We start from the raw sequence: 25186 nt of genomic DNA on the forward strand, positions 1-25186 counted from the left end.
GTCAGCCCGCCCGCACGAGCAGTTGGCGGTGGTACTCGCGGACGAGATGCCGTCCCACCAGTGCGGGATCGCCGTCGAGCACCCGCTGCCGAGCCAGCCGGACGATCTGCCAGCCCGCGGCCGTGAGCGCCGCGCCGCCCGGTCCTGGCTCGTCGAGGACCACCGCGAACAGCTGGTCGGGTGCCGCCAGGGCGAGCCGCACCGGGCCGGCTCCCCGGTCCGCCTCGAGCCCGGGCACCGGGGTCGGCAGCCCGGCCTCGAGCCAGTACAGCCGTAGGGCGCTCTCCGCCGGGTTCGCCGACCGGCCATCGGCGATCGCGACGAGCCGGCGCAGCTGGCGCTGCCCGGCGAGGCGAGCCTGGCGCGGAAGCTCGCAGACCAGTTCGGTGTGGGTGCACGCGCCGTGCCGCAGCACCTCATCGAGCACCGCCAACGCCCGGCCCGGGGGCAGGATCCGAGCAAGGTCGCAGGCGGTGCGCAACGGGGTGGTGACCCAGACCCCCGCGACCCTCGCCGTGTCGCACGCGGACAGCGACCTTCGGGCTGCGAACGGCCCGACCCGGTGCCGGCGGCCGACCACATCGAGTGTGCCCGGCACGGCACCGATCGTGGCCAGACCGTGCAGCCACGCCGCAGTCCGATCGACCGCCACGCAATCGGGGCCCACCAGCAGGGCCAGCGCCTGACCGCGCAGGACCACGGTGTCCTGCAGGTGCGCACCGACGTACACCCCGCGCAGCATCCGGCGCAGCACCCCGTGCCGGAGCATCCGCTCGAGGCCAGCACGTCGTACGCCGACGGCCTCGGCCATCGACCGCGTGAACGGTCCGTCGAGCAGCGGTGCCGGCAGGTCGAGCGTCAGGAAGTCAGCCATCCTCCGGGTCTACCCGACGGGCGCTCGCCTCGGACCTCAATCCACAGGCCGGATCTCCGGACTCGCCAGCGTGGCCCGGATCGCAGGCGCCATCATCGCGACCACGTCGTCCAGGGGCAGCGAGGACACCGGCTCGACCTCGAGGACGTAGCGCATCATCGCCAGCCCGATCAGTTGGGAGGCAACCAGCTCCATGCGCGTCGCCGAGGTCTGTAGGCCCGAGACCCGCGCGACCGGGCTGAGCACCGTGCGGTTCAGCATCGTGTAGAAGCGACCGCCCGCGCCGCCGCCCGCGTCCTGGCCCGAGACCGACCCCCTGACCAACCGGAGCACCGTGGACCTGGTCCGCGGGCTCTCGCACAACCTCAGGAAGCGGCGCAGCAGCCGCTCGGCGAAGTCGTTCGACGCGTCGGCCCCGTCGGTCGGCTCGGGTACGGCGGCGGCACCATCGGCCGCCCCGACCACCCACGGCGCATCGGGCCACATGGAGGTCAGCGTAGTGAGAGAGCGTCGTGCTACTCGGCCGGACCGTCCTGCGGGCGCGAGTAGCTGCCCCGGAAGAACAGCAGGGGGTGCGGTGCCTCGGTGGTGGCGAGGTCCTGCACCTGGCCGACGACGATGAAGTGATCGCCCGCCTCGTGCACGGTCTGGATGGTGCAGTCGACGTACCCGAGCGTGCCTTCCAGCAGCGGCGAGCCGGTCGCCGAGGACGGGGTCCAGCTCACCGAGGCGAACTTGTCGACGCCCTTGGCGGCCATCAGGTTCGAGACCTGCGCCTGGTCGTGCGCGAGCAGGTTCACACAGAACTTCCCGGACCGCTGGATCCGGGGCCAGGCCCTGGACGTCTTGGCCGGGCAGAACAGCACCAACGGAGGGGTGAGGGACACGCTGGAGAACGACTGGCAGGTCATCCCGACCGGTTCTCCGTCGCTCATCGACGTGACCACCGTGACGCCGGTGGCGAACCGACCGAGCACGTCGCGGAACCGGCGGGCCGCGGCGACGGCCTCGGGGTCGTCGGACGGGACCGGGGTGTCCTCCCCAGGGCGCAGTTCGAAGTCGAAGTCGCCCAGCCAGGACTCGATCAGGGCCTGGCTAGGCCAGTGCGCGGCCGCGTCCGGATCCATCCCCTCGGGCACCTCGGTCATACGGGCCATTGTGCCGATCAGCCTCCGGCACCGAAGTTGTGCCCCCAGTAGGAGACGGCGGTCGACTCCCGTGCCACCCACCGGGCGTCGTCCACGGTGAGCCCCTCACAGCCGAACTCGACATCGAAGCCGCCGGGCGACCTGACGTAGAACGACACCATCTCGTCGTTCATATGCCGGCCGAGGGTGGCCGACAGCGGGGCCTTGTGCCTCCGCACCCGCTCCAGCGCCCGGCCGACGTCGTCGAGCTTCTCCACCTCGAGCATGACGTGCACGCATCTGCTCGGGTTGGCCATCGGGAGGAAGGCCAGGCTGTGGTGCCGTGGGTTGACCCCGAGGAAGCGCAACCAGACTTTCGAGCCCGGCTCCTTGCCGACGAACTCGCCCGGCATGCTCATCGAGTCGCGCAGCCGGAAGCCGAGCACCTCGGTGTAGAAGCGCAGCGCCTCCACGTCATCGGTGACCGGCAGCACGATGTGGCCCATCCCCTGCTCGCCGGTGACGAAGCGGGCGCCGTACGGCGTGACCAGCGGCCGGGACTCGTAGCTGATCCCGTGGAAGAGCTCGAACACGTTGTCCCACGGGTCGCTGAACCTCACCAGCTCCTGGACCCGGCGGTCCGCGAGCTCGGCAGCGGTGCCCTCATCGAACGCGACCCCCGCCTTCTGCAGGTGCTCCCGGGCGTCCTGCAGCGCCCGGTGGTCGGCCAGCTCCCACCCCGTGGCGGCGAGCTGGTCGACGTCCGCCCGGACCACCACGAGTCGTGCCGAGACCTGGTCGATCCGGTAGTAGAGGTGCTCGGGGTCCGGCCCGCGCGCCGCTGCCAGGCCGAGCACCTTCTCGGCGAACGTCCGCCATTGGTCCAGGTCGGTGCTCGCGACCCGGATGTAGCCCATGGACTTCACGTCGATCGTCATGATCTGCTCCCGACCTCGTTGCCGCGCTCCACATGCCGGCCCAGGAACGCCGTGCAGACCTCGAGGAACTCGTCGGCTGCCTCGATCTGCGCCCAGTGGCCACAGTTGCCGAAGACGTGCAGCTGGGCCCTGGGGATCAGCTTCAACGCGACCATCGCGCCATCGAGGGGGTTGACCCGGTCCTCACGCCCCCAGGTGAGCAGGGTGTGCTTGCGCAGCCGGTGCGCCTCGCGCCAGAGCATGCCGTCCTCGGCAGTGGCGGGGTTCCAGAAGCTCATCCCCATCGACCGCATCGCCTCCTGCGCGCCGGGGGCGGTGGCGTCGGCGAACCGCTCCTCGACGAGCTCATCGGTGACAAGGTCCTTGTTGACCACCATCGTGGAGATGAAGGCGCGCAGCTTCTCCCTGGTCGGGTCCGCGCCGAAGTCCATCAACCGCTGGACGCCCTCGGTCGGGTCGGCGTGGAAGAGGTTCAGCGACAGACCCCCGGGGCCCATCAGGACCAGGCGCCCGACCCGATCGGGATGGGTCAGCGCCAGCCGCATCGCCGTACCGCCTCCCAGGCTGTTGCCCAGCAGGTGCACCCTCTCGAGGCCGACCTGGTCGAGCAGGGCGACGACGTACTCGGCCGAGAAGCGGTAGTAGTTGCCCTGCACGGCCGGCTTGTCGGAGCCTCCGAACCCGGGCTGGTCGACCATCACGGTGTGCATCCGCTCGGCGAACCCGGGAAGCGCGGGCCCGAAGTTCGACCAGGACGAGGCGCCCGGCCCTCCGCCGTGCAGCATCACCAGCGGCAGCCCGGCACCCGAGCCTGTCCCGGCCTCGTAGTAGGCGAGCGTGATCTCTCCGTGCTCGGTCTTGACCGTCGCGGCGCGCTGGACATCCTCCTTGCGCATCAGTACATACCCGGCTCGATCTTGTGCCCGAACTCGAGGTCGCCGTACATCTTCAGCGCGCGCTCGGGGTCGTTGGCGGCATGCACCCGACCGGCGTGGGCGTCGCGCCAGGCGCGCTGGAGATAGGTGCCCTCGGCCAGCGCCCGACCGCCCGAGGCCTCGAACAGCTCATCGATCGCATCGATCGCGCGCTGGGTGCCGATGACCTGGTCCCGGCGCACCCGCAGCCTCAGCGAGAGCGGGATCTGCTCCCCCTTGGCGACCAGGGCCTGCTCCTCCCTCAGGTTGTTCATCAGCAGTGCCCAGGCTGCGTCGATCTCCGAGCCGGCCCGCGCGATCCGGACCGCGGCGAAGGGGTCCGACGACGCCTTCTCGCCGAGGTACGCCGCACGGACCCGCTTCTGCTGCATCTCCACGTGCTCGCGGTAGGCGCCGGTCGCCATCCCGATGATCGGGCTGGTGATCGTGCTCGTGAACAGGCTGTGGAACGGCAGTCGATAGAGCTCAGAATCGTTGACGGCCTGGCCCGGGCCGAAGCAGCGCCCGGTGTCGCTCATCGACAGCGTGAACGCGTCGGGGACGAAGGTGTCGCTCACGACGATGTCGTTCGAGCCGGTCCCGCGCAGACCCACGACGTTCCAGACGTCGACGATCTCGTACTGCGCGCGCGGCACCAGGAAGGTCTTGAAGTCCACGACGCTGCCCTCGCCGTTGAACACCAGCCCGCCCAGGAGCACCCAGGTCGCGTGGGCCGAGCCCGAGGAGAACGACCACTTGCCGGACAGCCGGTAGCCACCGTCGGCGACCACGGCCTTGCCGGTGGGCGCGTACGACGAGCTCAGCCGGGTGGTCGGGTCCGTTCCCCAGACCGCCTGTTGGGCCTCGTCGTCGAAGAGCGCCACCTGCCACGGGTGCACGCCGAGGACGCTGGAGATCCACCCGGTGGAGCCGTCCGCCGAGGCGATCTCGCGGACCGCGGTGAAGAAGTCGACGGGGTCGGCCTCGAGCCCGCCGTACCGCTGCGGCTGCAGCATCCGGAAGAAGCCGGTCTCCTCCAGTGCCTTGACCGACGACTCGGGAACCTGACGCAGGTTCTCGGCCTCGTCCGCACGGTCCCGGAACATGGGCAACAGGTCCCGCACACCGTCGAGGACTTCCTGGGTCATCGGCTTCTCCTTCTCGTTGGTCTCCCCACCCGTCAATACTAGAACACGTTCTCGTTTTGGTCGAGAAGGCGCGAGGGTCCGGGACTTTTCCCAGGTTCAGAACCCAGGAGTCACCTTCACCCAGGAGAGTCGGTGTGTGAAGGACGACCTTGCTGGGTGAAGTACGGCGGACCAGCGCGCTCACCGGCCCCCCGACAGCGGACCCTCCTACGATCGGTTCATGCAGAGAATCGCCGACGCCTCCGCCAGCGCCGCGGAGAGCGCTCGCCGTCCCCACGTCATCGTCCTGGCCGGTGCCACCGGCGACCTGGCCCGACGAAAGCTGCTGCCGGGGCTCTTCCGCCTGGAGCAGGCCGGTCTCACCGACCGCTGCCGGATGGTCGGCACATCGTTGGAGGACCTCGATGACCAGCAGTTCGCCGACTTCGCCCGAAAGGCCTGCGAGGAGTTCGTCGACGGGCCGCTCGACGAAGCCACCTGGCAGCGATTCGCCGCCAGCATCAACTACGTCGCTCAGGGGCGCGGCCCCGCGGCCCTGGCCGAGGCGGTGCGCGCGGCCCAGGGACGGTTGTCCACGGAGGGGACCGAGGTCGGGCTGCTGCACTACCTGAGCGTCCCCCCGGCGGCGGCGCTGGCCGTCGTACGCACCCTCCACGATGCCGACCTCGTCAGTGGCGCCCGAATCGTCATGGAGAAGCCGTTCGGCACCGACCTCGACTCGGCCGTCGAGCTGAACCGGCGACTGCACGAGGTCTTCGACGAGGACCAGATCTTCCGGATCGACCACTTCCTGGGCAAAGAGGCCGCCCAGAACATCCTCGCGTTCCGTTTCGCCAACGGGCTGTTCGAACCGATCTGGAACCGGCAGTTCATCGACCATGTCCAGATCGATGTGCCCGAGGTCCTCGACGTCGCGGACCGAGCGCGCTTCTACGAGGGCACCGGGGCCTACAAGGACATGGTGGTCACCCATCTGTTCCAAGTCCTCGCGTTCATGGCCATGGAGCCGCCGACCTCGCTCGCGCCGGACCCGATCGGGCTGGAGAAGCTCAAGGTCTTCCGCTCGCTGCGCCCGATCGATCCGGCGAACGTCGTCCGCGGCCAGTACGCCGGGTACCGCGACCTGCCCGACGTGGCCGAGGACTCCGAGGTCGAGACGTTCGTCGCTCTGAAGGTCGAGATCGACAACTGGCGTTGGGCTGGGGTGCCGTTCTACCTGCGCACCGGCAAGCAACTGGCCGAGGGCGCCCGGATCATCTCGATCGCGTTCAAGGAGCCGCCCCGCAGCATGTTCCCAGCCGGCTCCGGCATCGGCACCCAAGGCCCCGACCACCTGACCTTCGACCTGGCCGACCAGTCCCGGATGTCCCTCTCGTTCTACGGCAAGAAGCCCGGCCCGGGGATGAAGCTGGACAAGCTGTCGATGCAGTTCGCCATGCACGACACCCGCGATGCCGAGCTCGCACTGGAGGCCTACGAGCGGCTGATCCTCGACGCGATGAAGGGCGACCACACCCTGTTCACCGCCGCCGAGGGGATCGAGCAGCTCTGGGACCTCTCCCGGCCGCTGCTTGCCGACCCGCCGCCGGTCCGCATCTACCCGGCCGGGTCCTGGGGCCCGAACGCGATCCACCAGCTGATCGCGCCGAACGCCTGGCGGCTGCCCTTCGAGCGCAGCTGGCGCCGGCCGAACCGGACCGCGGAGTGAGCGACCCGCTGGTCGAGAGACTCCGAGCCGGCGGCTGCGTCTTCGCCGAGGACGAGGCCCGGCTGCTCCGGGCCGCCGCGTCCGGCGACGAGCTGGACGCGCTGGTGCAACGCCGCCTCGCCGGCGAGCCCCTCGAGCACCTCCTGGGGTACGTCGACTTCTTCGACCGGCGCTACCGGCTGAGCCCGGGCGTCTTCATCCCGCGTCAGCGCAGCCGGCTCCTGGTCAGCACGGCAGCCGGCATCGGCGGCTCCACCGTCCTCGACCTTTGCTGCGGCTGCGGCGCGATCGGCCTCGCCGTACGCGACCGGCTGGACCCGGCCACCGAGCTGGTGGCCGCCGACCTCGACCCGGACGCCGTCGAGTGCGCCCGCCTCAACGGTGTCACGGAGGCCTTCATCGGGGACCTGTTCGACCCGGTCCCGCTGGCCCTGCGTGGGAGGGTGGACCTGCTGCTGGCGAACACGCCGTACGTTCCGAGTGCCGCAGTCGCCGACATGCCGGCCGAGTCCCGCGACCACGAGCCGCGCATCGCCGTCGACGGCGGACCGGACGGCATGGACGTGCAGAGGCGGGTGCTGGCCGAGGCGCCGTACTGGCTCTCCGACGGTGGGCACCTGCTCACCGAGACCAGCCACGGTCAGGCCGACACGCTGGCCGGGCTGGCGAGAGCCGTGGGTCTCGATGCGTGGGTGGTCCGCGACGACGAGCTCGGCGCGACGGTGCTGGTGGCGCGGCGTCGAGAATGATGCCGGTGGCCGGGCCGCGTGTGATGGGCTGATCTCGGCTCGCGAGCATCACCGATCTGCTTCCCGCAGATCCGCCGACAGCAGCACGCCCTGTGCGACCCGCCCTCCGCGGCGCACAGTGGAGCGCATGACAGTCACCACGCCCTCGCGCACACCCATCGACGACGAGCTCACCCAACGGCTGATGGCACAACGGATCCTGGTGCTGGGCAGCGTCCTCGAGGAGGGCGACGGGAACCGCATCTGCACCCAGCTGCTGCTGCTCTCAGCCGAGGACCCGCGCCGCGACATCAGTCTCTGGATCAACTCCCCCGGTGGCTCGGTCCCGGCCATGCTCGCCATCCACGACGTGATGCGCCTGGTCCCCAACGACGTCAGCACGCTCGCGATGGGGCTCGCGTGCAGCGCCGGACAGTTCCTGCTCTCCGCCGGTACGCCGGGCAAGCGCTACGCACTCCCCCACGCCCGGATCCTGCTCCACCAAGGGTCGGCGGGCTTCAGCGGCACCGCGATGGACATCGAGATCCAGGCGGACGACCTGCGGCACACCCGCGACGTGGTGCTCGGCCTCATCGCCGACCACACCGGCCAGCCGCTCGACGTGATCGAGCGCGACTCCCGGCGAGACCGCTGGTTCACCGCTGAGCAGGCCCGGGACTACGGCTTCGTGGACCGGGTCATCGAGTCGCTGGACGACATCGCACCGACGCCGACGCGCCCCGTCGGCCTGGGCGGTGCGGCACGATGAGCAGCTACCCCATTCCCTACGTCACCACCCGGACGCCGCGGGGAGAGCGCACCGTCGACCTGTTCAGCCGACTGCTGGAGGATCGGATCGTCTACCTCGGCACCGAGCTCGACGACGGGGTGGCGAATGTGCTGATCGGCCAGCTGCTGCACCTGGAGTCGGAGAGCCCCGACCTGCCGATCAGCCTCTACGTGAACTCGCCGGGCGGATCGATCTCCGCGATGCTCGCCGTCTACGACGCGATGCAGTTCGTCCGCGCTCCGGTCGAGACCACCTGCGTGGGCCAGGCCGCGTGGACCGCCGCGGTCCTCCTCGCCGGCGGCGCGCCCGGGCGCCGAACGATCCTGCCCCACGGCCGGGTGGTGCTGCATCAGCCTGCTGCCCAGGGCCGCGGCACGATCCCGGACCTGATCCTCGAGGCCGAGGAGGTGGCGCGGGTGCGCACCTTGCTCGAGGAGGTGCTCGCCCGGCACACCGGCCGCACGCCCGCGCAGGTCCGTGCCGACACCGAGCGCGACCTCGTGCTCACCGCCGACGCCGCGGTGGACTACGGCTTGGTCGACCAGGTGCTCGCGCCGCGGGACCTCACGCCGCCAGGCAGAGTGGACCCGTCGGCCGTGACGCGGCACCGCTCCGGGGAGCCGCGCTGATGTCCCGGCTGAGCCCGCGCACGGAGGTGCCCAGGGCGCCGGTGATCGCGGACAGGATCTCCGAGGAGGGGTCCTTGAGCCCGCGCTCGACCTCCGAGAGGTACTGCGTCGAGACGCCGGCTCGTCCTGCGACGTCGACCAGCCGCTCCCCGCGCCCGAGCCGCCGCTCCCGGAGGCGGTCGCCGACGAGCTCGCGCCACAGCGGCTCGGCCTCCGGCACGGCCGGTTCGGAACGTTCGAACGGGAGCAGGTCGCCCATGGGGGCCACGGTACGCCGTACCCCGTACCGGGACGCGCCCGTTCCGCCGAGAGCAGAACGGGAGAACACGACTTGAGCAGATCTTGAGCAAACGCTGACCGGCACCGAACCGGCAGCCAAGGTTGGTGTCGCAGGCTGTCGTTCGTGAGCAGCGAGACCACCCATCGGAAGGACTCGGCGTACGTGCTCCGCGACCTCGCCGGGCGCGACTCCGAGGTGCCCGCTGACGACTTCCTCTCCGGGATCGAGAACCCTCCGACCCATCGGCCGATGATCGGCTGCATCATCCCGGCGTACAACGAGGCCGACAGCATCGCCTCGGTCCTCGACTCGCTGCTGATGCAGACCCGGCCGCCGGACGTCATCCACGTCGTGGTCAACAACAGCTCCGACGAGACCGTCGAGGTCGCCGGCCACTATGCGGGGCTGCACAGCCGGTGGAACCACGGCCAGGAGGAGTTCACCGAGATCTTCGTCCACGACATCGGCGAGAACCCCGACAAGAAGGTCGGTGCGCTCAACTACGGCTTCGCCATGGTCGAGAGCTACGACTACCTGCTCGGCGTGGACGGCGACACGACGGCCGATCCGCACGCGATCAAGTGGCTGGTCGACGAGATGGAGAGCGATGACCGGATCGGCGGCATCTCGGCGATCTACTCCATCGACGACACCGCGGTCCGAGGACCGATCTCGGCGTTTCTGATCGCCGGGCAGCGCGCCCAGTTCTCGGCGTTCAACATGCAGAACCTGCTCCGCGGGCGCAACATGGCCGTCCTCGGCGGCCAGTTCTCGATCTTCTCCACCGCGGCGCTTCGCCGCGTGATGGAGGAGTCACACCAGCGCAGCCCCTGGGTGCGCGACAGCGAGGTCGAGGACTCGCTGCTGTCGCTGCAGATCAAGAGCGCGGGCTACCTCACCAAGATCAGCGCGCACGCCCGGGCCAACGTCGGCGGCATGCAGACGGTGCGCTCGCTGGACGCGCAGCAGGTCAAGTGGAACTACGGCGCGATCGAGCTGATGTGGCCCGGTCAGCGGGGCGACACCAAGGGGCAGCCGCTCCACCCGAACCTGCGACTGCGCTGGTTCGAGCACCTCTCGATGCTCACCAACCTGTTCACCCGGATCACCTTCGCGGTGCTGCTCTCCGCCTCGCTGACCATCCATGCGTATGTCTTCTACTGGTGGTGGCTGGCACCCACAGTGGTCGCGACGCTGCTGAACGGCCGGGTGGCGCACTCGATGCGGAACGCGAACCTCAAGGACTACCTGTTCGCGCTGAGCTTCGTCGGCGCGGAGGTCTACATGTGGATCCGGCTGGGCCACTTCGTGCGGGCGTGGACCAAGTTCGCCTCCCGTTCGCAGACCGACAACTGGGCGGCTCAGGCCCGAGCCGAGCGCGGTGCGGGGCACGGGTACCTCATCCCGGTCTTCGGGCTGCTCGTGCTGTTCGGCGGGCTGTTCGAGGTGTGGACGCGGCTGCCCATCGGGATCCAGTCCGACAGTCTCGCGGTGGGGTGGCCGATCCTGGGCATCGTCACCGCCGTCCAGACCGCCTTCATGACCCTGAAGGTGCTCCGTCCCTACCGTGGATACAAGGTGTGATTCCGGTGATGAAGCGACCCCCCCTGCTCGCGACCGCAGTCGTTGCCGTCGTCACCTCGCTCGGGGTGCTCAGCGGCTGCTCCCTGCCCGGGACCACCCCGGTGGGGTCCGCCGGCGCCACGCACAAGGTGGTCGACCCCGAGCGGGCCTTCCCGTCCGAGTTCACCGCGGACGGAACCTTCCAGTCCCACATCAACATCGGCAACGTCGACTTCGTCTACACCCTCTGGCCGACCAAGGCCACGCCGCGCACCCATGAGTGGTTCGCCCGGGGCCGCAAGCACTTCTCGCTGTCCCTGACCGCCTACGACCTCGACCGCGGCCTCCGGGACAAGTTCGCCACCAAGCGGATGGTCTACCTGCAGGACATCAGCGTGACCTCATCGACCCGGCGCCCCCATGGTCGCTCCCAGTCGCCGTACCACCTCGACACCCAGGCCTGGCGGGTCACCTTCGACCCCGAGCCTGTGCGGACCGTGCACGGCATGCTGATCACCTCCCCCAAGGGTGCCTTCGACCTGCGCAACCAGACCATCCACCCCGTCGCGGTCGGCACCGTGGGCATGGTGCTGACCTTCCGTGCCACCGTGATGATCGAGCGTTCACCGGGCTCGGCCGCCTACACGCGGCGAGTGGTGCGCCAACGGGTGCCAATCACGATCTTCCCGGGCAAGCAACGGACCCGGTCCGCGCCGATCCCCATCGACGCGAACTGAGCGCGTCCGGTCGGCTCAGACGCTGGTCAGCCGGTAACCGACGCCGCGGACGGTCTCGATCCACCGCGGCGTCGAGCTGTCGTCACCGATCTTGCGGCGCAGGTTGGCCATGTGCACCTCGATCGCGCGCTTGTCGGCATCGGTGACGTAGTAGTGCGTCACGTAGGACTCGCCGCGCAGGCTCAGCACCAGATCGGCCTTGCTGCGCACGCGTCGACCGGACCGGAGCAGAGCGGCCAACAGCTCGAACTCACTCGGCGTCAGCTCCACCACGGCACCATCGACGTGCACGATGTGGGCCTCGACGTCCATCTCGATCCCGTCGTGCCGCAGCGGAGCGACCTCCTCGTGCACGTCCGGATGCGTCGCGGGCTGCGTCCCCGGCTCTCCCGGCGCCTCGACGGTGCGGACGACGGGCGGCGAGGACTGCTGCGCTGGCACGTGCTGGACCGGCGGCTGAGCAGGGGCCGGGGCCTGGGTCGGCGCAGGGACCGGATCAGCGGCCACGACCGGCTCGGCGCCGTACCCGTAGCGACGCACGAAGCTCTCCACCCGCGCGCGCAGCTCGCGCGGACGGAACGGCTTGACCAGGTAGTCGTCCGCACCGGCCCCGAGGCCCTGGACGACATCGATCTCGTCATCGAGCGCGGTGAGCATGATGATGTACGTCGTGCTGATCTCGCGGATCAGCTGCGCCGCGGTGAACCCGTCCATCCCGGGCATGCTGACGTCCAGGGTGGTCAGCATGGGCTGGTGGTGCCGGACGGCCTCGACGGCGTCCTTGCCGTTGGACACGCTGACGGTCTCGAACCCACATTGGATCAGGACGCGCTCGACCAGGCTCCTGATGTCGGGCTCGTCGTCGACGATGACGGCGACACGTCTGCTCTCGGACACCGGGCGATCGTAACGGTCATCCTCGCGCGAGACCTGCGCTTTGAGGACCTGCAGGGCGGCGTCCATCACCAGCCTGCATTCCGGGCCAGTGCCAGCGCGCGCTTCGTCCACCAGGTGCCCGCGGGCGGCCCACCGTTGCAGGTGCCGTCGCTCTCGCCCGGCGGCTTCACCCAGAGGTCGGCGTCCAGGCCGCTGCGACCGTGAGCCGCGTGCGGCACGACACCGAGCGCCCGTCCGGTGGGGTTGCACCACTGGCCGTTGCTGCCGGCACCCGCACGCCCGCTGTCGACCACGTAGTGGCCTCCCACGATCCCCCTGATCGTCCGGGCGTACCGAGTCTCGTTGCGGACCCGGTCGTATCCTGCGACGTTCACCGAGAACCCGCGTGCGTGGCCGAGACCCGCCCGACGGAGCAGCCCGGCCATGGTCCTGGCGGGCAGCCAGTTCGCGTGACCGGCATCCAGGTAGACCGGGGTCCGCGTCGCGGCGAAGGCCTCCACCGCGTGGGACAGCAGCCGCTCACGCTGCCCGACCAGGTGGCAGCCGGGCGCGGTGGCCAGGGCGTCGGGCTCAAGGACCACGGCCGCGCCTCCCCCACGCGTTGCGGCGGCGATCTCGGCGACCCAGGCGCGGTACGCCGCCGGGGTGAGCCCGCCGGCCGACTCCCCAGCGGCGCAGTCCCGTGCGGGAATGCCGTACACGACCAGCAGGACGACCTTGCCCGCCTTCGCGGCGTCCGTGACGAGCCTGGTCACCCGCGGCCCGACGGCACCCGGAGGATCGGCCTCGGGAGTGAGCCAGACTCCGGTCGGCACCGCCGCCAGCCGGGCGAGCCGACGGTGCCGGGCCCCGGTCGAGGAGCCGACGGCGGCCGTAGCTGCGGAATCCGGCACGACGAGCAGCCGGTGGCCCCGGAACGGGTTGCCGCGATGCAGGGTCGTCGCGGACATCAGCCGGGCCGAGCCGGGCTCGGGAACGGGTGCCGGTGTCGGTGTCGGTGTCGGTGTCGGTGTCGGTGTCGGTGTCGGGGTGGCCTTGCACTGGGCCGGCATCCCGGCCGTGACCCGGTGGGGCAACCTGATCTGGCCCAGCGCGGTGTCCCGACCGGTCACCACCCTGAACGGCCCCGCGGTGGCGCGGGTGTACTCGCAGTAGGCCTTGGCCTGCATCCAGCCGCCCGACGACGGGTCCGGGTTCACCACGGCCGTCATCCCCGGTTGGCTGGTCAGCTGGCCGCCGAGCCGGAACCGGCCGTCCTTCGCGGTGGTGGCCCCACCGACCTGGTGACCGTTGCGGTCGTAGAGCACGACCTGTGCCTTGGCCAGCGGGTACGACCGGTCCAGCCCGTCGACCACGGTCCCGCTCACGGTGGCGCCGTGGCGGGTGAATCGGAAACTGCCGAAGGCGACGCCGCCGGCCCGCACCCGTGCCCCGTGCACCGGTCCTCTCGCGCCCAGGAAGTCACCGGCGCCGTCAGCGATCAGCCGGTAGTGACCTGGGAAGAGTGCCGGGAACGTCACCGAGCCGTGGGCGGACCGCGCGCTCCAGAACTGTCCGGTGCGCTTGCTCACCACGGTCACGCTGGTCGGCTTGCGGAGCGGCTCGCGGCCGCCGTACAGGTCGATCAGCATCCGGCCGGCGCGCACCTTCAGGTTGATCGACGTGTTCACGATGTGCTTGCGGGAGAGGTGGGGCACCCACAGGCTCTTGCCGACCCAGCTGCGCCGGTGGTCGTAGGTGAAGACGGAGTAGCTGCCGTCGGGGAGTCCACCGATCGCGAACTGGCCCTTGCCGTTGGCCACCGTCTGGAAGGACTGCCCGTCGGTGCGGGCGGCGATCAGCTTGGCGTGTCCCCCCGGAGTGCCGTGGGTCCGGACCGTCCCGGTGATCGCCGCCCCACGGTGCATCCGCACGTTGCGCACCGTGGTGTGCCCCGCCCGGACCACGACCCGCGCGTCGGCGGGGGCGAACCGGGTGATGTCGTAGGTGGGGCGGCGATCCACGAACTGCAGCCGGTAGCGACCGGGAGGGAGTCGCAACGAGTACAGCCCGTAGGCACGGCGAGAGCCGAGATACTCCCAACGGTCGGTGAACCACATCATCCGGACGCGCGGACTACTGACCTTGCCGCTGAGGATCGCGCCACGGACGACGCCGGTCGGGTGCTGCATGACCGTCGCCGAGGCCGAGACGTGCCCGAGGGCGCCCACGACCGCGCCGGTGGCGAGCAGCACACCGACGAGCAGGACGCGGGAGAGCCTCGAGAGCACACCCGGAGCCTAGGAAGGCTCTCGGCTGCTCCGGCTCAAGAGACGCTCAGGATTGGGTCAAGATTCCGAGCCCGGCTGATACTTCATCAGCACGCAGAATTCGTTCCCCTCCGGGTCGGCGAGCACCGCCCAGCCCCGGTCCGGCTCGCGCCGGTCGTCGTACATCGTGGCGCCGAGGCCGAGGATCCGCTCGACCTCCTCGTCACGACTGCGGTCGGTGGGCCGCAGGCAGATGTGCATGCGGTTCTTCACCGTCTTGGACTCGGGGACTCTCAGGAAGAGGAGGTAGCGGTCGTCGGGGCCGACCAGGCCGCACTCCTCGTCGTCGGGCTTCATCTCCCAGCTGTCGTCGACCCGGAAGTCCTCCAGGACCTGTGCCCACCACATCGTCTGGGCGTACGGGTCGTGGGCGTCGATGCAGAAGTTGGATGCGCGAGATGCCATGTGCCCACCGTGGCAGGCAGCCTGACGGGGCGCCAGTCGGTTTTCCCCTGACCCGGGGGGTGAGCCAGCCCGGTCAGCTCCCTTGCTCCGCCTTCAGCTGCAGGGCGATGTCGATGAGCTGGTCCTCCTGGCCACCGATCAGCTTGCGCTGGCCGGCGATCTCGAGGATCTTCGCGCCGGACACGCCGTACCGCTCCGCTGCGTTGCCCGCGTGCTTGAGGAAGCTGGAGTAGACCCCGGCGTAGCCCATCATCATCGTCATCCGGTTGAGCTGGCACTCCTCGGGCATCGCCGGGAGTACGACGTCCTCGGAGGCGTCGATGATCTTCAAGAAGTCGACGCCGGTCCGCCAGCCGAGCTTGTCGCACACGCCCACGAAGCAGTCCAGCGGAGTGTTCCCGGCACCGGCGCCGAAGCGGCGGACCGAGCCGTCGATCTGGGTGGCGCCGGCGCGGACCGCGAGCACGCTGTTGGCCATGCCGAGGTCGAGGTTCTCGTGACCGTGGAAGCCCACCGTCGCCTGGTCGCCGATCTCGGCCACGACCGCGGCGACCCGATCGGTCACGCCCTCCATCACCAGGCCGCCCGCGGAGTCGACCACGTAGACGCACTCGCAGCCGGAGTCGACCATGATCCGCGCCTGCTTGGCGAGCACCTCGGGGGGTTGGGAGTGACTCATCATCAAGAAGCCCACGGTCTCCAGGCCGCGCTCGCGGGCCAGCCGGAAGTGCTGCTCGGAGACGTCGGCCTCGGTGCAGTGCGTGGCGATCCGGCAGATCTGGCCGCCGTTGTCCTGGGCCGCCAGAATGTCGTCCTTGGTGCCGACCCCGGGCAGCATCAGGAAGGCGATCTTGGCCCGCTTGGCCGTGTCGGCGGCGATCTTGATCAGCTCCTGCTCGGGGGTCCGGCTGAAGCCGTAGTTGAAGCTCGAGCCGCCCAGCCCGTCGCCGTGGGTCACCTCGAGCACGGGTACGCCGGCATCGTCGAGCGCGGCGATGATCGAGCGCACCTCCTCGGCGGTGAACTGGTGACGCTTGTGGTGGGAGCCGTCGCGCAGGCAGGTGTCGGTCAGCCGGATGTCGAGGTCGCTGCTCGGGTCGGTGTCCCGCCAGGTGCGGGTCAGCACGTTGAGGTCGGGGTTGCCGGTCACGTTGCTCATGCCTGTGCTCCGATCTGCTGACGGGCCATGCCTTCGCCGGCGCGGGTCGCGGCCGCGGTCATGATGTCCAGGTTCCCGGAGTACGGCGGCAGGAAGTCGCCGGCGCCCTCCACCTCGAGGAAGATGCTGACCTTGGTCGCCCCGCGGGTGGCCGACGACGGGTCGTCGTACTGCGGCTCCTGCAGCAGGCGGTACCCCGGCACGTACTGCTGGACGGCCTCGACCATGGCGTGGACGGACCGGGTGATCGCGTCGCGGTCGGCGTCGGCTCCGACCGCACAGAAGATCGTGTCGCGCATGATCATCGGCGGCTCGGCCGGGTTGAGGATGATGATCGCCTTGCCGACCTCGGCGCCGCCGATGGTCTCCACCCCGCGTGAGGTGGTGCGGGTGAACTCGTCGATGTTCTGGCGGGTGCCGGGGCCGGCGCTCAGGGAGGCCACGCTGGCCACGATCTCGGCGTACGACACCGGCGTCGCGCGGGCCACGGCCGCCACCATCGGGATGGTGGCCTGGCCACCGCAGGTGATCATGTTGACGTTGGCGGCGCCGGCGTGCTCGTCGCCGTTGACGGCCGGGATGCAGGCCGGACCGACGGCGGCGGGGGTGAGGTCCACGGCCCGGATGCCGGCCTCGCGGTAGCGCGGGGCGTACTCGCGGTGCACGTAGGCACTGGTCGCCTCGAAGATGAGGTCGGGCAGCTCGTCCTGCTTCAGCAGCCAGTCCACACCCTCGGCCGAGGCGACCAGACCGCTCTGCTCGGCGCGAGCCAGCCCGGGCGACTCCGGGTCGACCCCGATCATCCAGCGCGGCTCGATCACCTCCGAGCGCAGCAGCTTGTACATCAGGTCGGTACCGATGTTCCCCGGCCCGACGATGGCAGCCGTCTTCTTCATCTCACTCCTCGAACTCGACACTCAGGGGTGCGAAGCCACTGACCGACGCCGTCACCCGGTCACCGGGCGAGAACGGCACGAACGGCCCGAGCGCACCGGACAGGATCAGGTGACCCGCCCGGAGCGGGTCCCCGAACCGCTGCGCCTGGATGGCCAGCCAGCGCAAGGCCTCCAGGGGGTCGCCCAAGCACGCGGCGCCGTTGCCGCTGGAGCGGACCTCGCCGTTGATGGACAGCTCCATGTCGACGTCGCGGGGCTCCAAGGCCTCGAGCCTGCGACCGTCCGAGCCGATCACGAACAGCCCGCTGGAGGCGTTGTCGGCGACGGTGTCGGTGAAGCCGATGTCCCAGTCGGCGATCCGCGAGTCCACGATCTCCAGCGCCGGCAGCGCAACCTCGACGGCGTCGCGCACCCCCTCGAGGGTGATCTCGTCCTCGTCGATGTCCCGGGCCAGCCGGAAGGCGACCTCCGCCTCGACCCGGGGCTGGACCAGCGTGTGCATGGAGATGGGGTGGGCGGTGCTGACGTCCATGTCGTCGAGCAGGTAGCCGAAGTCGGGTTGGTCGACGCCGAGCTGGCGCTGGACGGCCTCGGAGGTCGCGCCGATCTTGCGGCCGACGATCCTGGCGCCTCCCTCGAGGCGCAGCCGCACCAGCCCCTGCTGCACGGCGTAGGCCGCATCGAGATCCTCGGTGCCGATGAGATCGCGGACGGCGGCGCACGGGACTCGGGTGTGCTGGGCCCGGGCGAGCCGGTCGACGGCCTCGGCGATGGCCTGGGTCGTGGTCACACCGGACATAGTAGAACCTGTTACAGTTTTGCGCCATGAACCCCTCCGCGGAGCCCGCCCCGAGCGACAGCTACGACGTCGTCGTCGTGGGCGCGGGCGGCGCCGGAATGAGCGCCGCACTCGCCGCTGCCCACCACGGTCTGAGCACGGTCCTGGTCGAGAAGAGCGAGTATTTCGGCGGCTCGACCGCGCGCTCCGGCGGCGGGGTGTGGATCCCGGGGAACTATGCCCTTGCCGAGGCCGGCCAGGTCGACCCCGGTGACCGCGAGCGGGCCGGCGAGTACCTCGACGCCATCGTCGGCGACATCGTGCCCAAGCTGCGCCGTGACACCTACCTGGACCGCGGCCCCGAGCTGATGGACTTCCTCCGCGAACACACCCCGGTCCGGTTCACCTGGGTGCCGGAGTACGCCGACTACCTGCCCGAGCTGCCGGGCGGACGTCCCCGCGGGCGCAGCGTGGAGCCCGTGCCCATGGACGCCCGGTTCCTCGGCGACGAGCTCGAGCGGCTGCACCCGCCGTACACGAAGGCGCCGGCGAACCTCATCGTCACCCAGGCAGACTTCCGCCGGATCAGCCTCGGGATGCGCACCCTGCGCGGTCCGCTGACCATGGTCAAGGTGCTGCTCAAGCGGTTCTACGCACTGGCGACCGGCAAGAGGATGGTCGCCATGGGCAATGCCATCGCGGTCGGCCTGCGCAAGGGGCTCGTCGACGCCGGCGTCCCGGTGGAGTACGGCGCCGCACTGGTCGACCTGCTCGTGGAGGACGGCCGGGTGGCCGGCATCGTGGTCGAACAGGGAGGAGCCCGTCGCGAGATCCGCGCTCACCGCGCGGTGATCCTCGGCTCGGGCGGGTTCGAGCACAACCAGGAGCTCCGGGAGAAGTTCCTCCCGCACCCGACCTCCGCGGAGTGGAGCACGGGCGCTCGCTCCAACACCGGAGCGGGGCTGCTCGCGGGGACCGCGGTGGGCGCCGCGACCGACCTGCTCGACGACGCGTGGTGGGGGCCGACGATCCCCTTGCCGGGTCGAGCCTGGTTCTGCCTTGCGGAGCGGAACCTGCCGGGCTCGCTGATGGTCAACTCGGCGGGCCGACGGTTCATGAACGAGGCGCTCCCCTACGTCGAGGCCACCCACGCGATCTACGAGGGCGAGTCGACCGGCGTCGCGCACGTTCCGTCGTACCTCGTCTTCGACCAGACCTACCGCAACCGCTACCTCTTCGCCGGCGTCCCGGGCCGTCAGCCGCTGCCCGGCCGCTGGTACAAGGAGGGTGTCGTGGTCCGGGCGGACACTCTCACCGGGCTCGCCGAGAGGCTCAGGCTCCCCGAGGGCGCCCTCGAGGCAGAGGTCGAGCGGTTCAACGGCTTCGCCCGCACCGGCGTCGACGAGGACTTCCACCGCGGGGAGTCGGCGTACGACAAGTACTACTCCGACCCGACGGTGAAGCCGAACCCCTCGCTCGCCCCGCTCCGGGTCGGACCGTTCTACGCCGTCACGATCGTGCCCGGCGACCTGGGCACCAAGGGCGGCCTGGTCACCGACGAGAGGGCTCGGGTGCTGCGCGAGGACGGCTCCGCGATTCCCGGTCTGTACGCCGCCGGCAACGTCTCCTCCGCGGTGATGGGACACACCTACCCGGGACCCGGCGGCACCATCGGCCCCGCGCTCGTCTTCGGCTATCTGGCCGCCCTCGACGCGGCCGCGAGCGCGCAACCAGCAAGGGAGGCGTCCTGATGCCCATCGACCCCGAGGTCGCCATCGGCGCGGAGCTGGGAACCCGCACCTTCACCTGGGCCGAACCCGACGTGCAGCTCTACCAGCTCGCGATCGGGGCGCGCGACCTGCGCCACACGCTGGAGACCGCGGGCCTGCAGGTGCTGCCCAGCTTCGGCGTCGTCGCACCCACCATCCACGAGACCGCCCCACCGCCGCTCGACCTGCCCGGGTGCGCCATCGACCTGGCCCAGGTCGTGCATGGCTCCCAGGAGATCCAGGTGGCAGCGCCGTTGCCGACCAGCGGCTCAGCGACCCTCTCCACGCGGATCAGCGACGTCTGGGACAAGGGGAAGGCCGCGGTGATCTGGCAGGAGGGCACGGCCGTCGATCCTGCCGGTCGCGAGCTGTGGACGGTGCGCTCGTCGATCTTCGTGCGCGGCGAGGGCGGGTGGGGCGGCAGCCGCGGCGAGTCCACGGCGGTGCGTGTCCCCGACCGTGACCCCGATGCGAAGACGTCGTACGACGTGCTGCCACAACAGGCGCTCCTCTACCGGCTGTGCGGCGACCGCAACCCGCTGCACGCCGATCCCGAGTTCGCGGCGGCTGCCGGCTTCCCGGCGCCGATCCTGCACGGACTGTGCACCTACGGGATCGTGCTGCGCGAGGTCACCGAGACCCTCCTGGATGGGGACGCGACCCGGGTGCGCGGCTTCCGGGCGCGGTTCGCCGGCGTCGTCCTTCCCGGCGAGACCGTCCACGTCCGCGCCTGGGAGGTCGGCCGCGAGATCGTCGTGACCGCCACCGTCAGCGGCGCCGACCACCAGGAGCGCCCGGCCCTCGCCGACTGCGTGCTGACCACCTGAGGCGGGTGCCGCGGGACGGATCAGCCGGGCGCCAGCACGAGGCCGCTGGTGGGCACCCCCGTGCCCGCGGTGACGAGAACGTGCTCGACATCGGGGACCTGGTTCACCGCGGTGCCGCGGACCTGGCGGACTGCCTCCGCAATGCCGTTCATGCCGTGGATGTAGGCCTCGCCGAGCTGGCCGCCGTGGGTATTGATCGGGAGCCGTCCACCGAGCTCGATCGCCCCGCCGGCGATGAAGTCCCGGGCCTCGCCGGGGGCGCAGAACCCGAGCTCCTCCAGCTGCATCAGCACGTACGGCGTGAAGTGGTCGTAGAGCACCGCCGTCTGCACGTCGGCCGGACCGATCCCGGACTGTGCCCAGAGCTGCCGACCCACCACGCCCATCTCCGGGACTCCGATGTCGTCGCGGTAGTAGGACGTCATCACGAACTGGTCGGGGGCGCTGCCCTGTGCGGCCGCGGCGATCAGGGCAGGGCGTTGCCGCAGGTCCCGGGCCCGTTCGGAGGTGGTCACCACCAGGGCCACCGCGCCGTCGCTCTCCTGGCAGCAGTCGAGCAGGCGGAGCGGGTCGGCGATCATCCGGGACGCCTGGTGGTCGGCCAGCGTGATCGGCCTTCCCACGAAGAACGCGTTCGGGTTCGTCGCGGCGTGCTTGCGATCGGCGACCGCGACCCGGCCGAAGTCCTCGGAGGTGGCGCCGTACCGGTCCATGTACCAGCGCGCCTGCATCGCCACCGTCGCGGCCGGGGTGGACAGCCCGTAGGGATAGGTCCACGCGTTGTCCAGCCCGTTGCTGTTCACCTGCGCGGCGGCCCACGATGCCACCTGCCCGAACCGCTGCCCGGATCGCTCGTTGAAGCCGCGGTAGCAGACCACGACCTCCGCGACTCCGGTCGCCACCGCCATCGCCGCCTGCTGGACGGTGGCACAGGCGGCACCGCCGCCGTAGTTGATCCGACTGAAGAAGGTCAGGTCGCCCATCCCGAGCTCGCGGGCTACGGCGATCTCCGCACTGTTGTCCATCGTGAACGTGACCAGCCCGTCGACGTCTGACGGAGCAAGGCCGCAGTCCGCCAGCGCGGCCAACGTCGCCTCGCAGGACAACTGCAGCTCCGAGCGCCCGGACTCCTTGGAGAAGTCGGTGGCACCGATGCCGGCGATCGACGCCCTGCCCGACAGGCCGCTCACCGGGCCACCGTCACGGTCGCGTCGACGTGATTGCCCAGCGAGACGGCGCCGACCACGTCGACGGTCAGTGTGCCGTCGGGAGCCTCGTCGGCGTTGTCGACGACCGTGCCGGAGAAGCTCAACGTGTCATAGGGGTACGCCGGCGCGCCCAGCCGCAGTGCGCAGGAGGTGATCCGGAAGTCCGGCCCGACCGCCTCGCGGGCCCACTCGCCGACGTAGCGCTGCACGAGTCCGGTCGTGGTCAGGATGTTCAGGAAGATGTCCTTCGAGCCGTGCCCCTGCGCGAGGTCGCGGTCGTGATGGACGTCCTGGAAGTCGCGGGTCGCGATCGCAGTGGAGACCACCAGGGTGGGCGTGATCGGCAGCTCCCAGGTCGGCAGCGTCGCTCCGGTGCTGATGCTCATCGGGGTGCGACCTCCCACTGGGCGAGGGTGAGGTCGTCGTCGATGCGCTCGAACGCGACTCGGACCGGGTCGCCGATCGCGATCGACTCGGGCGCGCCACGGACCTCGCCGATCATCCGTACGCCCTCCTCCAGGTCGACCAGGGCGAGAGTCACCGGCAGCTGCTTGCCGGGCAGCCTGGGCGCGTGGTGCACCAGGAACGAGAACACCGTGCCGCGGCCGCTGGCGACCACGTGGCTGCGGTCGGAGGCATGGCAACGCGGGCACATCGGGCCCGGAGGATGGCGCAGCGCTCCGCAGGCCCCGCACTTCTGGATCCGCAGCTCGCCGACGGCGGTGCCCTTCCAGAAGAACTCGGTGTCGCGGTTCATCTGCGGGCGGACCAGCTGGGTGCGGTCGACCGCGGCCGCCCGGGTGCCCGGCTTGAACTTGAGCACCCGGAACAGCATCGTCGCGACGACCTCGTCACCCACCCGCCAGGTGTTCTGCGTGGTGATGAAGTAGCCCTCGCCGACGCCGGTCCGCTTGGGCCCGACGACCGAGTCGAGCCGGGCACTCAAGGTGACCTGCTCGCCGACCCGGAGCGGACGCAGGTACGTCTGCTCACAGTTCGTGCCCAGCACCGAGGTGTAGCCGGCCTCGTCGAAGACCCGCATCGTCGCGTGCAGCGGGCTCGCGGCCCGTCGTCGGTGGTCGAGCCCGTCCATGGTCCACACCTGGGCCATCCCGGGCGGGGCCTCGCCGGCGGTGTAGCGCGGATCGGCCTCGCCGATCGCCTCCAGCCAGTTGTTGATCATCGGCTGGTTCACCGGGTCCCGGCCAGGCTTGGGCTCGGAGTCACCCAGCGCCCGGAGCTCAGCGACCCGCGCCATGATCCAGTCGTGGTCGTTCATCGGGGCACCTTGGGCAGGCCCAGACCGAACATCGCGATGAGCTCGCGCTGCACCTCGTTGACCCCGCCCCCGAAGGTGAGCACGAGGTTGCGCTTGGCGGTGCGGTCCAGGTAGTCGAGCAGCTCGGCAGTGGCCGGCTCCGCCGGGTCACCGTACGACGCGACGACGTCCTGCAGCGCCAGTCCGAGTCCCTGCACCTCGTCGGAGGCGAACACCTTGGAGGCCGAGGCGTCGGCGATCGCGGCAGTGCCCGTGGCGGTCGACGCGGCGACCTGCCAGTTCAGCAGCTCGTTGATCCGGAAGGAGGCGGTGACACGGCTGAGCACCTGACGCACCGACGGCACCTCGAGCAGCGGCGTCCCGTCGGGCGCCGTGCGGTCCCTCGCCCAGTCGATGACCAGGTCACGCAGGCCCTCGAGCCGTCCGGCCGGGCCGAGCATGACCCGCTCGTGGTTGAGCTGCGTGGTGATCAGTCGCCAGCCCTCGTTCTCCTCACCGACCAGCATGTCGGCCGGGACCCGCACGTCGTTGTAGTAGGTGGCGTTCACGTGGTGCGAGCCGTCGCAGGTGATGATCGGCGTCCACGAGTAGCCGGGGTCACGAGTGTCCACGATCAGCACCGAGATGCCCTTGTGCTTGGGGGCGTCGGGGTCGGTGCGCACCGCCAGCCAGATGTAGTCCGCAGCATGCCCGCCGGTGGTCCACATCTTCTGCCCGTTGACGATCCAGTCGCCGGTGCCGGGATCCTTCCGCGCGGCGCATCGCAGTGAGGCGAGGTCGGTGCCGGCATCGGCCTCGGAGTAGCCGATTGCGAAGTGCACGTCGCCGGCCAGGATCCGCTCGAGGAACATGTCCTTCTGCTTCTCGGTGCCGAACGCCTGCAGGGTCGGTCCGACCGTCTGCAGGGTCACCGCCGGCAGGTGCACGTCCCCGCGGGCGGCCTCGTTGGCGAAGATCTGCTGCTCGATGCCGCCCAGACCCTTGCCGCCGTACTCGGTGGGCCACCCGACGCCCATCCAGCCGTCGCTGCCCATCTGCTTGATGATCCGGTGGTACGCCGGACCGTGTCGGTCGGTGAGCATCTCGAGCCGGTCCTCGCGGGTGACCAGACCGGCGAAGTAGTCACGCACCTGGCTCTTGAACGCGCGCTGGGCCTCGGTGAGCTCGGCGTTCTTCGCCTCGCGCTCCTCGATCGGGGCCGCGGTGAGGGTCGCGGCGGCCCCGCCGAGCAGCCGACTGATGTCCTCGATGCGTGCGAAGTAGCGGGCCAGCGGGTAGGTCTCATCGACACCCATGCCCCCATGCAGGTGGTGGCAGGTCTGCAGCGCCCGAGGCGCGCGGTCGCACACGACGTACGCCGCCACCGCCAGATCGTCCTCGACCTGCTGACCGGCGTCGATCCGGCGGACCACCTCGGCGGCCGCGAGCGAGATCGTCCGCGAGGCGATGTAGACGTCCGCGACCTGCAGGGCGACGGCCTGGAACTCGGCCAGCCGGCGCCCGAACTGCACCCGCTCGCGGATGTAGCCCGCGGTGAGGTCCCGGGCCCCGGCGAGCAGGCCGTCTGCGTGCAGCAGCAGGCCGGCGATCGCATGGGCGCGCAGCACCCCACCTGACCCCGCACCCAGGACGTGCACCGCCGGTGCGGCGTCGAAGCGGTACGTCGCCTCGGGGCGACCCGCCGAGCCGGGCGTCTCCGTGCGGGACACACCCGGGCCCGCGGGGTCGACCAGGACCGCCCCGCCATCGGTGGACACGATCAACAAGCCGGAGGGAAGCATCGGCACCCGGATCTTGGTCCCGGTCACCGAGCCCGCCGCCAGCCGGGTGTCCGGCTCGACCGGCATCGCCCGACCGGGCTCGTCGAGTGCGGGGGCGATCAGCAGGCTCCCGGCGGCGATGTCCGGCACGAGGGTGTCCTGCTGGGTGGGGCTCCCGCAGCGCACGACCGGCAGCAGGCCGCACGCCAGCGTCTCCCACAGGGGCAGGTCGACGGCTCGGCGGCCGGTCTCGTGCATCAGCACACCGAGAGCGTCGAGGCCGAGTCCCTCGCCGTCGTACCGCTCCGGCGCGGCCAACGACAGCAGCCCGGCCGCCGCCAGGTCGGACCAGATCCCGGGGCCCTTGTCGAGCACGTCCGTCACGACTGTTCGGATGTCGGCCCGGATCTCCGACCCGATGTCGGAGCCGAGGTCTGACGCGTCGGTCACCGGCATGCCTCCT

Annotated in this window: 25 protein-coding genes; 8 read left to right on the forward strand and 17 right to left on the reverse strand. The window is 70.5% G+C overall.

Features of this window, described 5'->3' with window-relative positions; all coding sequences use genetic code 11:
* Position 1: 1 nt before the first annotated feature.
* The 6 genes from Q9R13_RS03445 to hsaA are packed head-to-tail and all read right to left on the reverse strand — an operon-like array spanning position 2 to position 5001.
* A complete protein-coding gene (locus Q9R13_RS03445; protein ID WP_310963671.1) occupies positions 2-874 on the reverse strand; it encodes a type IV toxin-antitoxin system AbiEi family antitoxin domain-containing protein in 873 nt (290 codons plus the stop codon).
* Positions 875-910: 36 nt separating this feature from the next.
* Positions 911-1360: a TetR/AcrR family transcriptional regulator gene (locus Q9R13_RS03450; RefSeq protein WP_310963672.1), complete on the reverse strand. Its 450-nt coding sequence runs from the start codon at positions 1358-1360 to the stop codon at positions 911-913.
* 29 nt (positions 1361-1389) lie between these two features.
* Positions 1390-2022, reverse strand: a complete 633-nt coding sequence (locus Q9R13_RS03455; RefSeq protein ID WP_310963673.1) for a flavin reductase family protein — start codon at positions 2020-2022, stop codon at positions 1390-1392.
* Between the two features lie 17 nt (positions 2023-2039).
* Positions 2040-2939 (reverse strand): iron-dependent extradiol dioxygenase HsaC, encoded by a 900-nt coding sequence (gene hsaC, locus Q9R13_RS03460; RefSeq protein ID WP_310963674.1) that lies wholly within the window; start codon positions 2937-2939, stop codon positions 2040-2042.
* On the reverse strand, positions 2936-3835 hold the full coding sequence (gene hsaD / locus Q9R13_RS03465) for a 4,5:9,10-diseco-3-hydroxy-5,9,17-trioxoandrosta-1(10),2-diene-4-oate hydrolase (protein ID WP_310963675.1): 900 nt from the start codon (positions 3833-3835) through the stop codon (positions 2936-2938). The genes hsaC and hsaD overlap by 4 nt, the downstream gene beginning before the upstream one ends.
* Positions 3835-5001 carry a 3-hydroxy-9,10-secoandrosta-1,3,5(10)-triene-9,17-dione monooxygenase oxygenase subunit gene (gene hsaA / locus Q9R13_RS03470; RefSeq protein WP_310963676.1) on the reverse strand — a complete coding sequence of 389 codons (1167 nt, stop codon included), beginning with the start codon at positions 4999-5001 and terminating at the stop codon, positions 3835-3837. The genes hsaD and hsaA overlap by 1 nt, the downstream gene beginning before the upstream one ends.
* A gap of 220 nt (positions 5002-5221) precedes the next feature.
* Here hsaA and zwf point away from each other — a divergent pair, with 220 nt between their 5' ends.
* From zwf to Q9R13_RS03490, 4 genes are all read left to right on the forward strand, one after another.
* A complete protein-coding gene (gene zwf, locus Q9R13_RS03475) occupies positions 5222-6709 on the forward strand; it encodes a glucose-6-phosphate dehydrogenase (protein ID WP_310963677.1) in 1488 nt (495 codons plus the stop codon).
* Entirely contained in the window at positions 6706-7458 is a 753-nt protein-coding gene (locus tag Q9R13_RS03480; protein ID WP_310963678.1) for a putative protein N(5)-glutamine methyltransferase, read from the forward strand. The genes zwf and Q9R13_RS03480 overlap by 4 nt, the downstream gene beginning before the upstream one ends.
* Positions 7459-7585: 127 nt before the next feature.
* A complete protein-coding gene (locus tag Q9R13_RS03485; protein ID WP_310963679.1) occupies positions 7586-8206 on the forward strand; it encodes a ClpP family protease in 621 nt (206 codons plus the stop codon).
* Positions 8203-8856, forward strand: coding sequence for a ClpP family protease (locus tag Q9R13_RS03490; RefSeq protein ID WP_310963680.1), 654 nt, complete (start codon positions 8203-8205; stop codon positions 8854-8856). Before Q9R13_RS03485 ends, Q9R13_RS03490 begins: the two co-directional genes overlap by 4 nt.
* Here Q9R13_RS03490 and Q9R13_RS03495 read toward each other — a convergent pair.
* Complete coding sequence (locus Q9R13_RS03495; RefSeq protein ID WP_310963681.1) at positions 8792-9115, reverse strand: helix-turn-helix domain-containing protein; 324 nt, start codon at positions 9113-9115, stop codon at positions 8792-8794. The genes Q9R13_RS03490 and Q9R13_RS03495 overlap by 65 nt on opposite strands.
* A 144-nt stretch (positions 9116-9259) precedes the next feature.
* On the opposite strand from Q9R13_RS03495, the gene Q9R13_RS03500 reads away from it, so the two are divergent.
* Together Q9R13_RS03500 and Q9R13_RS03505 are read left to right on the forward strand one after the other, a co-directional pair.
* Complete coding sequence (locus Q9R13_RS03500) at positions 9260-10720, forward strand: glycosyltransferase family 2 protein (RefSeq protein WP_310963682.1); 1461 nt, start codon at positions 9260-9262, stop codon at positions 10718-10720.
* An 8-nt stretch (positions 10721-10728) separates the two neighbouring features.
* Positions 10729-11436 carry a hypothetical protein gene (locus Q9R13_RS03505; RefSeq protein ID WP_310963683.1) on the forward strand — a complete coding sequence of 236 codons (708 nt, stop codon included), beginning with the start codon at positions 10729-10731 and terminating at the stop codon, positions 11434-11436.
* Between the two features lie 15 nt (positions 11437-11451).
* Here the strand turns inward: Q9R13_RS03505 and Q9R13_RS03510 are convergent, their stop codons facing one another.
* The 6 genes from Q9R13_RS03510 to Q9R13_RS03535 all read right to left on the reverse strand — a co-directional run bounded on the left by Q9R13_RS03510 (position 11452) and on the right by Q9R13_RS03535 (position 17901).
* A complete protein-coding gene (locus Q9R13_RS03510) occupies positions 11452-12333 on the reverse strand; it encodes a response regulator transcription factor (protein ID WP_310963684.1) in 882 nt (293 codons plus the stop codon).
* Positions 12334-12398: 65 nt separating this feature from the next.
* A complete protein-coding gene (locus Q9R13_RS03515; protein ID WP_310963685.1) occupies positions 12399-14603 on the reverse strand; it encodes a glycoside hydrolase family 6 protein in 2205 nt (734 codons plus the stop codon).
* Positions 14604-14660: 57 nt separating this feature from the next.
* Positions 14661-15047 (reverse strand): VOC family protein, encoded by a 387-nt coding sequence (locus Q9R13_RS03520; RefSeq protein WP_310963686.1) that lies wholly within the window; start codon positions 15045-15047, stop codon positions 14661-14663.
* A 73-nt stretch (positions 15048-15120) separates the two neighbouring features.
* Positions 15121-16206, reverse strand: a complete 1086-nt coding sequence (gene dmpG / locus Q9R13_RS03525) for a 4-hydroxy-2-oxovalerate aldolase (RefSeq protein WP_310963687.1) — start codon at positions 16204-16206, stop codon at positions 15121-15123.
* Complete coding sequence (locus Q9R13_RS03530; RefSeq protein WP_310963688.1) at positions 16203-17102, reverse strand: acetaldehyde dehydrogenase (acetylating); 900 nt, start codon at positions 17100-17102, stop codon at positions 16203-16205. The genes dmpG and Q9R13_RS03530 overlap by 4 nt, the downstream gene beginning before the upstream one ends.
* A 1-nt stretch (position 17103) precedes the next feature.
* Positions 17104-17901 carry a 2-keto-4-pentenoate hydratase gene (locus Q9R13_RS03535; RefSeq protein WP_397218923.1) on the reverse strand — a complete coding sequence of 266 codons (798 nt, stop codon included), beginning with the start codon at positions 17899-17901 and terminating at the stop codon, positions 17104-17106.
* Between the two features lie 26 nt (positions 17902-17927).
* Here Q9R13_RS03535 and kstD point away from each other — a divergent pair, with 26 nt between their 5' ends.
* Both kstD and Q9R13_RS03545 read left to right on the forward strand, forming a co-directional pair.
* Positions 17928-19631: a 3-oxosteroid 1-dehydrogenase gene (kstD, locus tag Q9R13_RS03540; RefSeq protein ID WP_310963690.1), complete on the forward strand. Its 1704-nt coding sequence runs from the start codon at positions 17928-17930 to the stop codon at positions 19629-19631.
* The gene (locus Q9R13_RS03545; RefSeq protein ID WP_310963692.1) at positions 19631-20476 is read left to right on the forward strand and encodes a MaoC/PaaZ C-terminal domain-containing protein; all 846 of its coding nucleotides are present in this window, start codon (positions 19631-19633) and stop codon (positions 20474-20476) included. Before kstD ends, Q9R13_RS03545 begins: the two co-directional genes overlap by 1 nt.
* 20 nt (positions 20477-20496) lie before the next feature.
* On the opposite strand, the gene Q9R13_RS03550 is transcribed toward Q9R13_RS03545, so the two are convergent.
* From Q9R13_RS03550 to Q9R13_RS03565, 4 genes are read right to left on the reverse strand one after another with little or no spacing between them, the layout of a single operon-like run.
* A complete protein-coding gene (locus Q9R13_RS03550; protein ID WP_310963693.1) occupies positions 20497-21666 on the reverse strand; it encodes a lipid-transfer protein in 1170 nt (389 codons plus the stop codon).
* Complete coding sequence (locus tag Q9R13_RS03555; protein ID WP_310963694.1) at positions 21663-22070, reverse strand: hotdog family protein; 408 nt, start codon at positions 22068-22070, stop codon at positions 21663-21665. Before Q9R13_RS03555 ends, Q9R13_RS03550 begins: the two co-directional genes overlap by 4 nt.
* Positions 22067-22963 carry a bifunctional MaoC family dehydratase N-terminal/OB-fold nucleic acid binding domain-containing protein gene (locus tag Q9R13_RS03560; RefSeq protein ID WP_310963695.1) on the reverse strand — a complete coding sequence of 299 codons (897 nt, stop codon included), beginning with the start codon at positions 22961-22963 and terminating at the stop codon, positions 22067-22069. Before Q9R13_RS03560 ends, Q9R13_RS03555 begins: the two co-directional genes overlap by 4 nt.
* Complete coding sequence (locus Q9R13_RS03565; protein ID WP_310963697.1) at positions 22960-25173, reverse strand: acyl-CoA dehydrogenase; 2214 nt, start codon at positions 25171-25173, stop codon at positions 22960-22962. The genes Q9R13_RS03560 and Q9R13_RS03565 overlap by 4 nt, the downstream gene beginning before the upstream one ends.
* Positions 25174-25186 lie beyond the last annotated feature (13 nt).

The sequence above is a fragment of the Nocardioides marmorisolisilvae genome, assembly GCF_031656915.1.
In the GTDB taxonomy this organism is placed as follows: domain Bacteria; phylum Actinomycetota; class Actinomycetes; order Propionibacteriales; family Nocardioidaceae; genus Marmoricola; species Marmoricola terrisoli.

What these genes read in the sequence shown, in the direction of transcription:
- Q9R13_RS03535 (WP_397218923.1), bottom strand. Translation starts at nt 17,901, where the DNA reads ATGTCCGGTGTGACCACGACCCAGGCCATCGCCGAGGCCGTCGACCGG.
- Q9R13_RS03490 (WP_310963680.1), top strand. Translation starts at nt 8,203, where the DNA reads ATGAGCAGCTACCCCATTCCCTACGTCACCACCCGGACGCCGCGGGGA.
- Q9R13_RS03520 (WP_310963686.1), bottom strand. Translation starts at nt 15,047, where the DNA reads ATGGCATCTCGCGCATCCAACTTCTGCATCGACGCCCACGACCCGTAC.
- Q9R13_RS03485 (WP_310963679.1), top strand. Translation starts at nt 7,586, where the DNA reads ATGACAGTCACCACGCCCTCGCGCACACCCATCGACGACGAGCTCACC.
- Q9R13_RS03530 (WP_310963688.1), bottom strand. Translation starts at nt 17,102, where the DNA reads ATGAAGAAGACGGCTGCCATCGTCGGGCCGGGGAACATCGGTACCGAC.
- Q9R13_RS03450 (WP_310963672.1), bottom strand. Translation starts at nt 1,360, where the DNA reads ATGTGGCCCGATGCGCCGTGGGTGGTCGGGGCGGCCGATGGTGCCGCC.
- zwf (WP_310963677.1), top strand. Translation starts at nt 5,222, where the DNA reads ATGCAGAGAATCGCCGACGCCTCCGCCAGCGCCGCGGAGAGCGCTCGC.
- Q9R13_RS03495 (WP_310963681.1), bottom strand. Translation starts at nt 9,115, where the DNA reads ATGGGCGACCTGCTCCCGTTCGAACGTTCCGAACCGGCCGTGCCGGAG.
- Q9R13_RS03545 (WP_310963692.1), top strand. Translation starts at nt 19,631, where the DNA reads ATGCCCATCGACCCCGAGGTCGCCATCGGCGCGGAGCTGGGAACCCGC.
- hsaD (WP_310963675.1), bottom strand. Translation starts at nt 3,835, where the DNA reads ATGCGCAAGGAGGATGTCCAGCGCGCCGCGACGGTCAAGACCGAGCAC.
- Q9R13_RS03445 (WP_310963671.1), bottom strand. Translation starts at nt 874, where the DNA reads ATGGCTGACTTCCTGACGCTCGACCTGCCGGCACCGCTGCTCGACGGA.
- kstD (WP_310963690.1), top strand. Translation starts at nt 17,928, where the DNA reads ATGAACCCCTCCGCGGAGCCCGCCCCGAGCGACAGCTACGACGTCGTC.
- dmpG (WP_310963687.1), bottom strand. Translation starts at nt 16,206, where the DNA reads ATGAGCAACGTGACCGGCAACCCCGACCTCAACGTGCTGACCCGCACC.
- hsaC (WP_310963674.1), bottom strand. Translation starts at nt 2,939, where the DNA reads ATGACGATCGACGTGAAGTCCATGGGCTACATCCGGGTCGCGAGCACC.
- Q9R13_RS03505 (WP_310963683.1), top strand. Translation starts at nt 10,729, where the DNA reads ATGAAGCGACCCCCCCTGCTCGCGACCGCAGTCGTTGCCGTCGTCACC.
- Q9R13_RS03560 (WP_310963695.1), bottom strand. Translation starts at nt 22,963, where the DNA reads ATGAACGACCACGACTGGATCATGGCGCGGGTCGCTGAGCTCCGGGCG.
- hsaA (WP_310963676.1), bottom strand. Translation starts at nt 5,001, where the DNA reads ATGACCCAGGAAGTCCTCGACGGTGTGCGGGACCTGTTGCCCATGTTC.
- Q9R13_RS03555 (WP_310963694.1), bottom strand. Translation starts at nt 22,070, where the DNA reads ATGAGCATCAGCACCGGAGCGACGCTGCCGACCTGGGAGCTGCCGATC.
- Q9R13_RS03455 (WP_310963673.1), bottom strand. Translation starts at nt 2,022, where the DNA reads ATGACCGAGGTGCCCGAGGGGATGGATCCGGACGCGGCCGCGCACTGG.